The 14,762-nt window shown below is 41.9% G+C and carries 12 protein-coding genes; 8 read left to right on the top strand and 4 right to left on the bottom strand.

The annotated features are described in order from the left end of the window. The first annotated feature begins 28 nt into the window (after nucleotides 1-28). Nucleotides 29-556, top strand: coding sequence for a TolB family protein (locus I8752_RS03180; protein ID WP_214430884.1), 528 nt, complete (start codon nucleotides 29-31; stop codon nucleotides 554-556). Between the two features lie 236 nt (nucleotides 557-792). Here I8752_RS03180 and I8752_RS03185 read toward each other — a convergent pair whose 3' ends face one another. After that, on the bottom strand, nucleotides 793-1,797 hold the full coding sequence (locus I8752_RS03185; RefSeq protein ID WP_214430944.1) for a succinate dehydrogenase/fumarate reductase iron-sulfur subunit: 1,005 nt from the start codon (nucleotides 1,795-1,797) through the stop codon (nucleotides 793-795). A 1,415-nt stretch (nucleotides 1,798-3,212) separates the two neighbouring features. Here I8752_RS03185 and I8752_RS03190 point away from each other — a divergent pair. The 7 genes from I8752_RS03190 (at nucleotide 3,213) to I8752_RS38950 (ending at nucleotide 11,872) form a co-directional block, all read left to right on the top strand. Continuing rightward, the gene (locus I8752_RS03190) at nucleotides 3,213-3,650 is read left to right on the top strand and encodes an AbrB family transcriptional regulator (protein WP_214430885.1); all 438 of its coding nucleotides are present in this window, start codon (nucleotides 3,213-3,215) and stop codon (nucleotides 3,648-3,650) included. A 251-nt stretch (nucleotides 3,651-3,901) separates the two neighbouring features. Continuing rightward, complete coding sequence (locus I8752_RS03195; protein ID WP_214430886.1) at nucleotides 3,902-4,714, top strand: CPBP family intramembrane glutamic endopeptidase; 813 nt, start codon at nucleotides 3,902-3,904, stop codon at nucleotides 4,712-4,714. A 106-nt stretch (nucleotides 4,715-4,820) separates the two neighbouring features. After that, the gene (locus I8752_RS03200) at nucleotides 4,821-5,669 is read left to right on the top strand and encodes a CHAT domain-containing protein (protein ID WP_214430887.1); all 849 of its coding nucleotides are present in this window, start codon (nucleotides 4,821-4,823) and stop codon (nucleotides 5,667-5,669) included. A gap of 40 nt (nucleotides 5,670-5,709) precedes the next feature. Beyond that, nucleotides 5,710-6,690, top strand: a complete 981-nt coding sequence (locus I8752_RS03205; RefSeq protein WP_214430888.1) for a hypothetical protein — start codon at nucleotides 5,710-5,712, stop codon at nucleotides 6,688-6,690. Beyond that, a complete protein-coding gene (locus tag I8752_RS03210) occupies nucleotides 6,675-7,631 on the top strand; it encodes an AAA family ATPase (protein ID WP_214430889.1) in 957 nt (318 codons plus the stop codon). Before I8752_RS03205 ends, I8752_RS03210 begins: the two co-directional genes overlap by 16 nt. Beyond that, nucleotides 7,628-8,758 (top strand): hypothetical protein, encoded by a 1,131-nt coding sequence (locus I8752_RS03215; protein WP_214430890.1) that lies wholly within the window; start codon nucleotides 7,628-7,630, stop codon nucleotides 8,756-8,758. Before I8752_RS03210 ends, I8752_RS03215 begins: the two co-directional genes overlap by 4 nt. A 45-nt stretch (nucleotides 8,759-8,803) precedes the next feature. Then, nucleotides 8,804-11,872, top strand: coding sequence for an AAA-like domain-containing protein (locus tag I8752_RS38950; protein ID WP_225895413.1), 3,069 nt, complete (start codon nucleotides 8,804-8,806; stop codon nucleotides 11,870-11,872). A 74-nt stretch (nucleotides 11,873-11,946) separates the two neighbouring features. Here I8752_RS38950 and I8752_RS03230 read toward each other — a convergent pair whose 3' ends face one another. The 3 genes from I8752_RS03230 to I8752_RS03240 all read right to left on the bottom strand — a co-directional run bounded on the left by I8752_RS03230 (nucleotide 11,947) and on the right by I8752_RS03240 (nucleotide 14,657). After that, nucleotides 11,947-12,189, bottom strand: a complete 243-nt coding sequence (locus I8752_RS03230; protein ID WP_214430891.1) for a type II toxin-antitoxin system HicB family antitoxin — start codon at nucleotides 12,187-12,189, stop codon at nucleotides 11,947-11,949. A 167-nt stretch (nucleotides 12,190-12,356) separates the two neighbouring features. Further along, on the bottom strand, nucleotides 12,357-13,301 hold the full coding sequence (locus I8752_RS03235) for a heme o synthase (protein WP_214430892.1): 945 nt from the start codon (nucleotides 13,299-13,301) through the stop codon (nucleotides 12,357-12,359). A gap of 372 nt (nucleotides 13,302-13,673) precedes the next feature. After that, complete coding sequence (locus tag I8752_RS03240; RefSeq protein ID WP_214430893.1) at nucleotides 13,674-14,657, bottom strand: COX15/CtaA family protein; 984 nt, start codon at nucleotides 14,655-14,657, stop codon at nucleotides 13,674-13,676. Between the last annotated feature and the right edge of the window lie 105 nt (nucleotides 14,658-14,762).

Genomic DNA, 14,762 nt, shown 5'->3' on the forward strand with positions numbered 1-14,762 from the left:
GCACTCTTTAACTACTGACTACTGACTAATGACTAATCGTATTATTTTTATACCTGTATTTTTATGTTCGGGTTTGTTGACTGGGTGTTTTGGCTATCCCCGTCTGGTGAGTTATCCTTTCGATCCGGGGGGTCGGAGTATCAACAGTTTATCGTCAGAACAAAATCCTCAAATTTCTGGAAGATATATTGTTTTCACTAGCGATCGCCGGGGCAGCCAAGATGTTTATATGTTTGATACGCTGACTCGCAATTTAGTTGATTTACCAGGATTAAATTCTTTAGATACGATCGCTTCTCATCCTAGCGTTTCTCTTGATGGCCGTTATATTGTCTTTGCTGCTAGTCGTCAAGGGCGATCGGCGATTTTTCTTTTTGACCGAGAAACACGCCAATCGCGGAATTTGACTAACAACCTCCAAGCAGAAGTCCGCAACCCTAATATTAGTGCCGATGGTACTAGGATTGCCTTTGAATCCAGTAACAACGGACAGTGGGATATTTTAGTTTACGACCGTTCTGGGCAACCGTTGAACGTGCCGCAAGACCCCAGGTGATACCGTTTCACTTTAAATTTGATACGAATAAGCCGCAGGGGAGCAGGGGAGCAGGGGAGCAGAGGGGCAGAGGAGAAATTATTTGTATCATTTATTTGGTGAAATGGTATGAGCAGGGGAGCGGAGGAGCAGAAAAGACAAGGGGAATAACTCTTCACTTCTGTAAAGACGCGTAGACGCTCTTACGAGCGTCTACGCGTAAGAGTATAATCGCGTCTCTACTCAGCACTTAGCACTCAGCACTCAGCACTATCATTTTGCACCGATTCGATGAGCGATCGCACTTGTTGCGTTCCTTGGGAAGGTTCAAATGATAGGGGAAATTTGCCCCGAACAATCATTCGCAACCCCAAGGGTGCAAGACTAAGCAATCCTCTCAAGTCTTTAAAGTAGTTACCAACGACTTGTAAACCAAATTGCCTTTCGTCTATCCAGCCACCTTCTTTAACTAAATCTATCAATACTTTCCGGTGACGAATTGAGCGAGTATCGCTAACTTGTTTATGGGAGAGAATTTCTTGTTTAATTTTGGTGATTTGCTCTAGTGGTGCTACATCCATTGGACAAACTGAATCGCAATACAAACAACGCGTACAACCCCAAACTCCTTTAGTGCCTTCGTTGTAGTTTGCTAAACGATTTTCTGTTTCACTATCGCGGGAATCTGCAACCATGCGGTAGGCTTTAGCCAAGGCGTGAGGGCCAACAAAGTTTGGATCGACTTCACGGGCGTTGCACTCAGAGTAGCAAGCACCACACATAATACAATTGCCAGTTTGGTCGAGGCGCGATCGCTCTTGTGGTGTTTGTAAAAACTCTCTTTCTGGAACTTGTCGCGCTGAGGTACTCACATAAGGAGCTACTGCCTCTAAATTATTCCAGAAACTGCTCATATTCACGACCAAATCTTTAATCACAGGCATATTCCCTAAAGGAGCTATTGTGATTTCTGGAATAGAATTTGTTTTATTTTCTAGCGCCGGAATCTGTTGTAATCTCGCAAGTTCGCTACCAACATTTTCTTTACAAGCAAGAGCTGAACGTCCATTGATTCGCATAGCACAGCTACCACAAATGGTATTGCGACAATTTTTGCGAAATGCTAATGTCCCGTCTTGCTCCCACTTAATCCGATTAAGACAATCTAGGATTGTATTGCCAGATTCTACCTCTATCAAGTAAGTTTGCACTACAGGAGCGGAATTTTGTTGCTGCCGAATAATTTTAAAAATAACTTCCATTCTGACCAACCAAAGTCTTAAAATTGTTTCACCAGCCTCAGAAATCATTAGTCAAGGCAGGTAGTTGCAAAAAGTGAGCTATACTCTTGTAGCTCTTAATTCAAAGTCAAGAGTTAAAGGACTGGCGATTTAAGAGCGACCGATCTAGTTTAAGGATAACCATTAAAATTTGAGTCGATCGGCACTACAGGCAAGATTTGTGTTAAGTTCTAAGTCCAACCGCAAAAAGAAGTAATTGCAGCCTTACATTTAATTTACCTATTGGCAAGTGCAAAGGAAAGGGATTTGTCAAGAGAAAGACTTTTATTTATCCCCACAATCGGAAAAATATCCCAAATCAATCCAATTTAGGTTCTCAATACTTCTTCATGTCAATAGCTTATCAAAGCCACTGGTTGAAAAACATCCCTCCATTAGTCTTGACCTGGAAATTATTTAGTTATATTGAAGTGTGAAAGCGGATAACAAACATCTAGTAGTGTCAATAAAGCACTTACCAGATTTGTGTAAATATATTCTTCCCACAGACAGAAGTACAAAATAGCTAGCTGCTTTTTGTCTGGTGACAATAAATCACCAGACATATCCTCATAGCTTTTTGTCTCCACTCAATCAAGTAAATCAAAGGATGTAACTCACAGATCAAAACTACTCGTCTATATTTAGATTAATTTTTATAAAAGTCATACTGCCCTACTCACTAGGGTAATAAAGAGGGAGAAAAATCCTCACTGCTTTTTACCTCCTAGAGCGAGAAGATTTAGATAAAACTTTACCAGCAATTTAAATTCAAAATTTAACAACTATTTTGCTATTATTAGTCCATGCTAGTATTTAATATAAAATTACGAAGTCACAAAACCAGATTCATTAGCCGTATAAGCGCGGCTGATACTGCTTTGTTACCTCGTAATGTTGAGACATGAAAATTCTTGTCTCTACAAGTAGGACAAAAGGGTGTATGTCCAAAAGACCATATTCAAATACGATGCTGTCCTAAGCTTAAGAGTAAGAGTGAGGAAAACCTTACAACTCAAGGGCAATAAAGGCAAGCGATAAACCTGAAAAGCCTGCTATATATAGGGTCTACAACTTATTTGTAGTAGAACCTATCCATATGTAAAAGTGGCTTAAAGTTACACCGCCACAGTAGCGCCAAAAGAGAAAATAATTTGATTTCCGATGGCGAATCATGGTTAAAAGTGCCGTAAAATCACCAAAATTAATACCTGTGATCCCATGAATTCTTATCTATTGTGGGCAACCATAATAGAGGCACTTGGGTTTTCTATAAGCAGGAATTCACACCTCACCCTAGAGTCACCAGTAGCTTTATGCAGATGCAAAAAAGTCAAATACTGGCGTAAAAGGACATTGTTTATCAGTTTGGAGAGAGTAAGGAAAAATTGAGCGTAATGACTGAAACTGCAACCGCACCATTAACTGGAAAAGCACTGCTAGCTAAAGTAAAAGAACTTTCCACTTTACCACGCCGAGAAAGAGCCAAGCAGTGTGGCTATTACACGGTTACTAAGAATAATCAGGTTCGCGTCAATCTCACAGATTTTTATGATGCATTGTTATCGGCTAGAGGAATTCCTCTGAGTCCAGAAGCACCCAAAGATGGTCGTGGTCGCGAACCGACATATCGGGTTAGCGTCCATCAAAACGGTCAGATTGTCATAGGTGCTACCTATACTAAAGCTATGGGCTTAAAACCTGGAGATGAGTTTGAAATTAGGTTGGGATATAAGCATATTCACCTGATTCAACTCGGTGAAACTGATAAAAAAGCAACTCTAGATGATGTAGACTCCGATGAGTCAGACGAAGACTTGGATGAGGAGGAATAAATTTGCTAATGGTAGGGATAAGTTAAAGGTGAATGTCCAATAACTTGTCCCTATCCTCACAGCAAATTGCTAGCTATATTGAGAAAATTTTGTTTCAGAAAAAATACGATTAGACTCCTTGCATAAGTCACTATCTTTAGTAGAGTCTCGATCGAGAAGCAAGAAATATATTGCTCAAGGAATCTATTGTGTTTTTTTTGTTTGTTTTAATAAATTTCTTGGAGTCATCATTCAACTCTTTACTGGCATTTATGAAAGATGCATCAGTACTAGTTGTAGTGATGGCATTTTTTATTTTTTGGGTAGGTTGTTGGTTGCCAGTAGCAGCAGTAACAGCGATCGCACTTAATTTAAAACCGACAAAATCTTTGCAACCAGAGCAAAAGTTGCCCTTAATGGTGTCACTTTACCTATTAGCTCCCCTGGTTCTCTGGGTAGTTATTAGATTTACTAATAGGTCTTTTTCAGATTATGGCTTATTAGTGAATATTTCTCTGCTCGGTTCTTTAGCACTAGGTTTTGGGTTAGGAGTGCTGAGTTTAGCTATTATGTTTACCTGTCAATTCTGGTTGGGTTGGTGTTCCTTACAAAAATCGAATCTAAAGTTGATACCATCCATACTGCTACCGATTTTATTAATAGCATTGTTAGTCGGGGGCATAGAAGAGTTAGTTTTTCGCGGATTTGTGTTAACTGAACTAGAGCGGGATTATTCAATTTGGCTAGCAGCAGCAATTTCTAGCTTAATTTTTGCCGTTCTCCATTTGGTTTGGGAGCAACGCGAAACTCTACCGCAACTTCCCGGACTGTGGTTAATGGGAATGATGCTGGTGTTGGCAAGAGTTGCTGATGGTGGGAGTTTAGGTATAGCTTGGGGATTGCACGCTGCATTGGTATGGGCGATCGCTACCATAGATACAGCAGAACTAATTACTTACACGGGTAAAGTCCCGGAGTGGTTCACTGGTAAGAATAAAAAACCCTTAGCTGGAGTGGCGGGAATTATTTGTGTAATAGGAACCAGCTCGATCCTCTGGGTATTATCTAAGTATTTTTCAACTTAAATACCAACCTAAAATTAATTAAGCAATTTCACTACAAGCAGCAGAAAAGGTGTAATAATTCTAGCTTTGACCTGTTAGATCGTTAAACTCCGAGTTAATTGTCTAGATGAACAGTACTGCTCAAATCAAGATTCTGTTTCTGGCAGCAGATCCAACTGATGCGGCACGATTACGTTTAGGACAAGAGTTGCGTGAGATTCGTGAGCGGCTGCAACTAGCAAAAGAGCGAGATAAATTTGTTTTAGAATCTCGTGAGTCTGTGCGTCCGGGGGATATCAGCCAAGCAATATTTGATGTTGAGCCGCAAATCGTGCATTTCTCTGGACATGGAACAGGTACAGGCGAACTTTGTTTTGAAGATTTACTGGGAAACTACCAGCCCGTACAACCTGAAGCGCTAGCAGCGTTATTTGAATTGGTAGCCGATCGCATCAATTGTGTGGTGTTAAATGCTTGTGATTCCGCAGCCCAAACAAAAGCGATCGCAGAACACATTCCGTTTGTCATTGGTATGAATCAAGCAATTGGAGACCAAGCCGCGATCGCTTTTGTGGTTGGTTTTTACAAAGCTTTAGCAGCAGGGCAGACGATAGATCGGGCTTACAAATTCGGTTGTGTAGAAATCAGACTGCAAGGCATCTCAGAACATTTGACACCAGTTTTGTATGCAGAACAAAGCCCTGTGTCTCCAGCGTCAGAGGTGCAGCAGATAAACTCGAATAAATCTATGACTAGTTTAAATCTGGGACAGAAGCGGCGAATCTTACAGGAAATCGAAAGTCTCCAGCAACAGTACGATTTATTAAGCCAGAAATTGAGTCGCCTGCGGTCGGCTTTAGCGATAGAATCTGGTACTGCTGTGAAGTTTCAATTGGAAAAACAGATTGAAAATGCTGAAGCTGAAATAACACAACTTAATCAACGGATCGAGCAGCTAGAAAACAGCCTGCAATAAAAGTAGTAATATCTCAATAGTTGGGTATTAAAACTCACAAATGTTCTCAGTTCGGCATTTACAGCAAAAACGGGAAGAACTTCAACAACAATACGATCTGCTCAGTGAGAAGATAGGATTCTTGCGGAATAAATACGCGATTGAAGCGGGGACTTTAGTAGCTTTTCAGTTAGATAAGGAAATTGAGCTGGTTGAGAAAGAGCGCGATCGCCTCCTCAAACAGATTCTAACTATTGAGAAGTCTTGCGAGAGCGAGCGGATACACAGCGAACTGTTTCGTCTCAACTACATAGCACAGGTACAGTTATTTCGAGAATTTATTACAGAAAAACGTATAGGAGCTTTCTTAGTTCATGGTTCGCCAGAACACGGTCAAATCTGGTTACTGAAGCGTTTATTACAGAAAATTCCTGAGAGTACGGTGACTCCGCCAATTTCATTTCATCTCTCACGTAGAGTACTTAGAACTGATATTGCAGCCCTATGGAGAGAATTAGGTCGTCAGATGGGAGTACAAGATTATTCATCCCAACAGGAAATTGCCCGAAATGTTGTAGCTCAATTGAAAACTCAACATATCATTTTAATTTTTCACGATCTCGACTGTATCGATGAAATCTATCTGCAAGAATTAATCCGTGATTTTTGGTTGCCTTTGGTAAACTCAACCCCACAGACAATTTGCCCAAGCAGCGAATTTTTTCTACTAATGTTTTTGGTCGATTGCGATGGGTGTGTCAACACCTGGAATCTTGGATTTGCAGATCGGCTCGATCTGCTATGGAAACCTCATATTCCTATTAGGCTACCGATGATTGACCCCTTATCTAAGCAAGTCTTGGTTAACTGGATGGAAAATGCAATTGATGTTTTACCAATAGAGGCAACTAGAAAAATTGACTATACAGTTCAGATAATTTTAGAGAAGAGTGAAGGTATTCCAGAACGTGTGTTTGCCCAAATTTTTGGTTTGTGTGGCTGTAACTGGGAGGAGGAAGAAGTTAAGTGGCTAGAACTGTAGATGGAAAACAATTGAAATATACGGGTAAGGTGCAACCCCAGCCAAAAGAGCAAGATCCGCAGACAGGGCAAATCCTGTATCCCTATCTGCCGAGTGAGAAATTGGTGGAGGCTGTAAATTTGGCGATCGCTCTTGAACGCCCCTTACTATTGAAAGGAGAACCAGGGTGTGGCAAGACAAAATTGGCTCGTGCGGTAGCTTATGAGTTGGATTTGCCTTATGAAGCTTGGTACATCAAATCTACCAGCCGAGCGCGAGATGGTCTTTATACTTATGATGCCGTTGGCAGGTTGCGGGATGCTCAACTTGCAGCTTCCAAAATAGATGAAGAAGCCGCAGTTCAGGCAAAAAATGCTGATGCCTATGTAGAGTGGGGGCCGTTAGGGCGTGCCTTTCGCAATGAACAGCCGACTATAGTTTTGATTGATGAAATAGATAAAGCCGACATTGACTTTCCTAACGACTTGCTGCTAGAGCTTGATGAGCAACGGTTTGAAGTTACAGAAGTCAAACAAAACAGTCCGCTCAAAAAAATTCAGGCTAAAGCAACACCAATTGTTTTTATCACCAGTAATGATGAGAAAGACTTGCCTGATGCTTTCTTGCGCCGTTGTCTGTTTCACTACGTTAAATTCCCCGAACGTCAGCAGCTAATCAATATTGTTAAAACTCGGTTTTCAGTTTCACCTTTGGAATTAGTAGACGCAATTATTGACCGTTTTTTAGAACTGCGTGAAGAAATGCGGCGAGACAAGGGCGAAGCTGGTAAAAAAGTCAGCACCAGCGAACTGATGGATTGGGTGCGGATTCTTAGCCATCATCAAGATGATGAAATTCTTAGCAAGTTGAAAACTGAACTTTTGTATCCTGGGGTGTTGCTGAAGAATTGGGATGATTACCGCCGCTATGGCGAACAAATGCGATCGCAGTCTGAAGCATGAAGATAGAATCTCTTCAAGAAGAACTACCACTACTCGACCTGTTTACACGACTGCGCGAGGCCGGTTTACCCTTGGGTATCGATGAATACCGTCTCGTTTTGACAGCTTTACAGCAAGGCTTTGGCACGACTGACCAAGAAGCGTTAGCAGAACTGTGCCGTACCTTGTGGGTAAAATCTCAGGATGAAGAACATCTGTTCAACTATTACTTTCAGCAGGTAATAACAGAACCTCATCCTGTGAAGCCTTCTGTTACAAAGCAAGAAAATAAAACTACTATCTCTCCTTCTCCTACGCCAGTAACGGCAGATAGTGAGAGTAATTATTCACCTGAGCCATCCAACAAAACACCTGCTACTGTACCCGTTTCATCAGAACTGATGGAAGTACAGGATGAAATGCAAGTAGCTGAAGCAGTACAGATTACTACTCAAAGCAATGAGGAAATTACTGTTAATCGCTTCACGCAAACCGATGAATATTTTCCGGTGACGCGGCGGCAAATGAAACAAAGCTGGCGGCATTTACGGCGAATGGTACGCCAAGGTTTGCCCACAGAGTTAGACATAGAAGCAACTATTGAGCAAGTAGTACGGCAAGGATTTTTGCTAGAGCCTTTACTCGTACCCAGTCGGGCGAACAGAACTGAACTGCTGTCGTTGATTGACCACAAGGGGTCGATGGTTCCCTTTCACGCCTTATCCCAGCGATTAGCTGAGACGGCATTAAGAGGCGGACGTTTAGGAAAAGCTAGTATTTACTACTTTCACAATTGCCCAACGAAATATCTTTACCATGACCAGACACGCCAAAAAGCCGAGCCTGTTATAGATTTTCTAGCTCAGTTGCGCCCGGAGCGTTCCGCTGTATTAATTTTTAGTGATGGGGGAGCAGCACGGGGCGGTTTTAGTTTGGAAAGGCTGGAGTTAACCCAAACATTTTTAGACCAACTGAAACAGCGATCGCGTTATATTGCATGGTTAAATCCAATGGCGACAGAGCGCTGGTTTGGCACAACAGCTGGGGAAATTGCGCGTTTAGTGCCAATGTTTGAAGTTAGCCGACAGGGTTTTGATGGTGCGATCGATGTTTTGCGGGGTCGAGGAATTAATGCACAATTAAGGTAGCGGCTTGTAATTAATTTAACTAGGAGTATTTTAAAGGTAGAGAGCATGAAGCCAGAAGTTGCTAGTCGTCGAATTGAGTCTTTTGGTCAACGCTTCGGGGAAGCGCACCTTTATCTGGCTTACCATGCTGCTTTTCCGTTAGCCCTTACACCAGATTTGCTTTACCGCTTGTGGGCGAATTTTCAAAGAGATATTCATAAGCAAGAGTTGAAAATACCCTGGCTAGCTGTGGCGGATTTACTGCTTTCTAGCCTTTGTGATGAGGTTGGACATGAACTCTATGAAATGGATACAGTGGTAAGAAATGCGCTGTTGAAAAAGTTAAAAGAAAATCCCCGTTTTGGCGAAAAGCGAATTAATGAATTATCTGATTTTTTGCTTACCTACGTGCAGCAGCAACTTGAAAGCCACGACCCAGATATTCGTGATTTTGCTCAAGCTCAAAAGTGGACAGCACTAGCTTATACGCGACCGAGTGAAGCAGCACGTGAATTAGCTTTAACTCTTTCAAAGTTGAAATTGGAAGAAAAAGCAGAGTGGGTTCGCATGGCATCAATTATAGATACCTTTGCAGAGCCACTAGCAGAATTTGCACCCCTAATGACTTATACTCGCGGCATGGCTAACTTGGCTCGTGGCAATTCGACAAAAGCTTTAGTTGAATTAAACCAAGTTGCTAAACAGCAAGACAAGGTAGAAATTGCAGGAGTTAACTTATCTATTCCTACATCCTTAATCAGACAAATAGAAACAGATCCCAAACCTGCTAAATCTATTGGAAACAGAACTAATAATTCTGGTGCAATACTAAAAAAAATTCTGATTTTGTCAGCTAATCCTACCAATATAAACCAATTGCGCTTAGATGAGGAAGTACGAGAAATTCAGGCAGGGTTGGAACGTACTACAAGACGAGAGCGGTTTGAAATTATTACGAAATGGGCAGTACGTCTTGATGATTTGCGTCGCGCCCTTGTAGATTACGAACCTGAAATTGTCCATTTTTCTGGACATAGCACAGGGAATCAAGGCTTGGTTTTGGAAAATAACTCTGGACAAATGCAATCGGTGAATTCAGAGTCACTGGCTAGGCTGTTTAGATTATTTCAAGACAAAATTGAGTGTGTATTTTTGAATGCCTGTTATAGCGAGGTACAAGCTGAGGCAATTTATCAACATATTAACTATGTAGTTGGGACGAATCCGGCACTGGGAGATAGAGCAGCGATTGAGTTTGCCGTTGCCTTTTATGACGCACTAGAAGCTGGTAGATCGTATGAAGTTGCCTACGAGTTTGGTCGCGGTGTCATTTATTTGGAAAATATACTAGAGTCTGGAACTTCAGTACTGAAAAGTAGGAAGAATCTCAAAAATGCATCCTCTTCTAGCCAAATGATTCCACAGCAAACCCAGCACCAACAGGTTCAAGATATCCCAATGCAAGCAGTCTCTCTAGAAAATCCAGAAAGGCAGGTATCTCTATCAACAAGTAAAAGAATTTTGATTGTGCCTGCCAATCCTATAAATACAAACCGACTGCACTTAGATCAGGAAGTAAGGGAAATTCAGGAAGGTTTTAAACTTTATAAAAGGCGAGAACAGTTTGAAATCATCGCTAAATGGACAGTACGTACTGATGATTTGCGTCGCGCGCTTTTGGATTATGAACCTCAGATTGTCCATTTTTCTGGATATGGGCCAGAAAATCAAGCTTTAGCCTTTGAAGATAACACAGGGCAAATGCAACTGGTGAGTTCAGAGTCACTGGCTAGGCTGTTTAGATTATTTAAAGACAAAATTGAGTGTGTGTTATTAAACGCCTGTTATAACGAGGTGCAAGCTGAGGCGATTTCTCAATATATTAACTACGTGGCGGGCATGAATTCGGCAATTGGCGATCGCGCCGCCATTAATTTTGCAGTAGGATTTTATGACGCACTAGGAGCTGGTCTATCGTATGAAGAAGCTTACGAGTTTGGCTGTAGTGCCATTGCCCTAGAGAATATTCCAGAGTCTGTAACTCCAGTGCTGAAAAGTAAGAAAAATTTGGTTCACGATAGTCAAACAATACAAACAGCACTAACATTCTTTGAAAATCCAGAGGGACAAGTACCTTTAGATTCTCCCTTTTATATCGAACGTCCGCCAATTGAAGCAAACTGTTATGAAACTATTCTTAAGCCAGGTGCTTTAATTCGGATCAAAGCTCCTCGGCAGATGGGACAAATATCTTTAATGATGCGGATTCTTAATCATGCTCATCAAAATGGCTATCAAACTGCATCTTTGAACTTTCAATCAGCAGATACGGAATTTTTCACTAGCTTAGATCGGTTTTTGCAATGGTTCTGTGCCAGCATTGCTTTTGAACTGAATTTACCAGATAACCTAAATAAGTATTGGAAGGGTGTTTTGGGTAGTAGGAACAAGTGTACAAATTACTTTCAACGGTATTTGTTGCCCACTATTAATACTCCCATTGCTTTAGGTTTATATGAAATCGACGAGGTCTTCCAACATCCCATAATTACTACTGATTTTTTTGGATTGCTACGAGCTTGGCATGAAATGTCAAAAACTAACCCAGTCTGGTCAAAACTTCGATTAATAATTGTACATTCCAAAGAAGTTTATATCCCGCTCAATATCAATCAATCACCTTTTAATGTAGGTTTACCAATTGAATTGCCATGCTTTAATCAGATGCAGGTTCAAGATTTAGTAGAGCGTCACGGGCTTAATTGGTCAGGTTCACAAGTCGAAGAATTGATGGCGCTGGTGGATGGTCATCCTTATTTATTGCGAGTGGCACTTTATGAAATTGCCCGTGGTAGAATAACGCTTGCGAAACTACAGCAAATTGCTGTAACTGAGGAAAGTCCTTACAGTGGGCATCTGCGCCGCCATTGGTTGAATTTGCAAACAGATCCAGAATTACTAGAGGCAATTAAACAAGTAGTTACAACAAATTCACCTGTGGATGTAGGAGCAGAACAAGCGTTTAAACTCCGCAGTATGGGGTTAGTTAAGTTTCAGGGTAATGATGTCATACCTTTATGTAATTTGTATCGTCAATATTTTCTTGAGCGCTTAGGAATTAACTCTGAAGCATAGGCTAATTCATCACACAAAATATTTAGCTAAGATTTAATCTCTGAAAAGCCGATTAATAGCTCCAAAGGGTGGCATTAGGCTACCTCTTGTTTGAAATTCAAGTCAATGCCATCCAGTATTGGCAGAATATGACCCAAACGCAGTCCTAATATAATCCATCCTTCAAGAGCATCTTGCAAATCTTCTCGACAAGCTTCTAGTGTTATAGCATTTGCCCACACTCCTTGGCATTCTGGAATTTCACCATAAAAAGTTCCATCTTCAAGCAACTCGTAGGTTGCTTTGTGCATAGCTGTATGAATGTAATTTGTTAACATTTATATTTTCTTAGAAGTTCATTTAGCTTTTTGCTCGATTTTCCTATGAGTGAAATTTTATTTCTAATTGCGAATCTACAAATTTGATTTTGTTCAATAAATAATTTTTAATTTATAAAAATACGATCGCGCCTTTTTCTCAACGCGATCGCATTTTCATCCATGCCCTAAACAATTAGCTTTATCGCTGCACTAATCAAATGATGGGTAATCGGTAGGCTATCCACCACCATACCCAAGCACAACAGCATCATGTAAGAGATGGAATAAAGAAATAAATCTCTAGCGACAGTGCGATCTTCTGGATTTTGCAACAAGCGCCAAGATTTGTGGATAAATAATCCGCCCAGACTCAGCGCGACTGCTGCATATAAGATTCCACTTGCGTGCAAGGGATAAACCAATAACAGAGTTGCTGTCACTGTAATCAAGGTGTAGTACCAAATTTGCTTCACTGTCACCGTAGTACCTTCTATTACAGGTAACATTGGTATGCCAACTTTTGCGTAATCATCCTTAATCATCAGAGCTAATGCCCAGAAATGAGGCGGTGTCCACAAAAAGACGATCGCAAAAATCAACCATGCTGCCCAGCTTAAAGTTCCAGTGACAGCGGCCCAACCTACTAAAGCTGGAATTGCTCCCGCCGCCCCACCAATCACAATATTCTGGGTACTGTGGCGTTTTAGCCAATGGGTATAAACCAAGACATAAAAAACGATCCCCGAAAATGCCAGCACTGCGGCTAAAAGGTTAGCAAACACTGCTAGCAGCGTGAAGGACATCACAGCCAGAGCGATCGCAAAAATCAAAGCATCACGCGGCTGCACCTTACCGGCAGGCATCGGCCGATGGCGCGTCCGCTCCATATCATAATCTATATCTCGGTCATAGATACAGTTAATCGTCTGGGCGCTAGCAGCAGCCAACGTACCACCAGTAAGAGTTACTAGCAACAGCAATGGATCTACTTCTCCCTTAGCAGCAATCCACATACTGCCAGCCGTGGTAATCAACAACAACGGAATAATCCGCGGCTTCGTTAACTGGTAGTAACTTTGAACTACTTGGAGAAAAGTTTCGTGGTGGCGAGAGACATTAGTCTCAATCATGTTGACTCTACTTCCTTATTTTTCAAAAACTTATGTGCAGCCTTTGCTCAGTCTGGTTGTTAACATCGAACGAAAACACAGACTTTTTATACTGCTGGAGTCGCAATCTTCGCCGTTGCAGTTTTCATGAAAGAGTGCTACTAACAGCTTTATTTGTAGAGTCACTGATTTGTAGTCTCTTGGAGTGCAGGCGAAGGTTAGGGTGAGGGTTTAGATGGTTCCACCACTTCTAGTTGCTAGGCTTTGGTGCTAGATGTGATGTTCAGTTCGCTGTTCGAGACTGGGGATCGGGGATTAGGGATTGGGGATTGGGAGAATTTATGATTATATTTCTTTCCCAGTACCCAGTCCCCAGTACCCAGTCCCTACACATTATGGATTCGAGCCATTTGCTGGTGTACTTGTAGCAACTGCTGTTAATCCCGCAGGATAAGCGTTAATTTCACGGCTAGCAGCCCAGTCACGTAGTGCCAGAACTGTGAAAGCCGCCAAACTACCCAGTAAAGTAGCTCCTACAGCTTGGTGAGAGACTGTAAGTGGCTCGACTTGCAGGTGTAGGCGGAAAGTCGCAAATCCCAAGAGGATTTGTAAAACTAACAATACACCAGCCATATTTGCTAGTCGTCGTAAAGCCGGATGCAGTGCTGGGGTACGCCAAGAAATAAATACCACTGTCAAGGTGGCGACAGTTGGCGGTACTAATCCGAAAATATGGCTGTACATCACACTACAAAGTTGAGAACCGCCAAGGCATTGATGTAATGCCCAGCGCGACCCTACCAAAGCACCTAGTAGACTTTGTAAGTAAACTAAAATAGCCGCAGTTAAACTCACCCAAGGCAAATTCCCAACTGTTCCAGTTCCTTGATAGGGAGTGAGTGCCGTACCAACAATCAGCAGCGTTGTGAAAAACAACAGTGCCGTTCCCAAGTGGGCGGTGACGATATCAAACCGCAACAGTTCGGTGACGGTGAGTCCCCCCAAAACGCCTTGAAACACGATTAAAAACAGGGCGAATGTGGATGCCCAAGGCAGCCAATTGGGTAAAGAACGACGATGCCACCAAGATAAACCAAATAGGGCGATCGCGCTGACTCCAATTAAACCGGCATCCAATCGATGAAACCACTCTAAGAACACTTGGAAATTCATTTGCTTGGCTGGCACAAGTTCCCCATAGCACAAAGGCCAATCTGGGCAAGCAAGTCCAGCATTCATCACGCGGGTGGCGCTGCCTATTGCCATCAAAATTAAGGTGGCGATGCACATTCTCCACACCAAGCGACGAATCACTTCCTTGGGCTTTTGCTGGTTCGCTGCCGCTTCATTTTGCTGTTCTAGGACAATTTCATTCATGAACAATACCTTTTGCCCGCTCTTGGTAAGGCTTGGAAAATCCTCAATTTTTAGTACCGATCTATCTTTACCCTAGCGTACAGACTAAAGTTTATAAATTTAGCT

It is taken from the genome of Dendronalium phyllosphericum CENA369 (assembly GCF_016056275.1).
Classification (GTDB): Bacteria; Cyanobacteriota; Cyanobacteriia; order Cyanobacteriales; family Nostocaceae; genus Dendronalium; species Dendronalium phyllosphericum.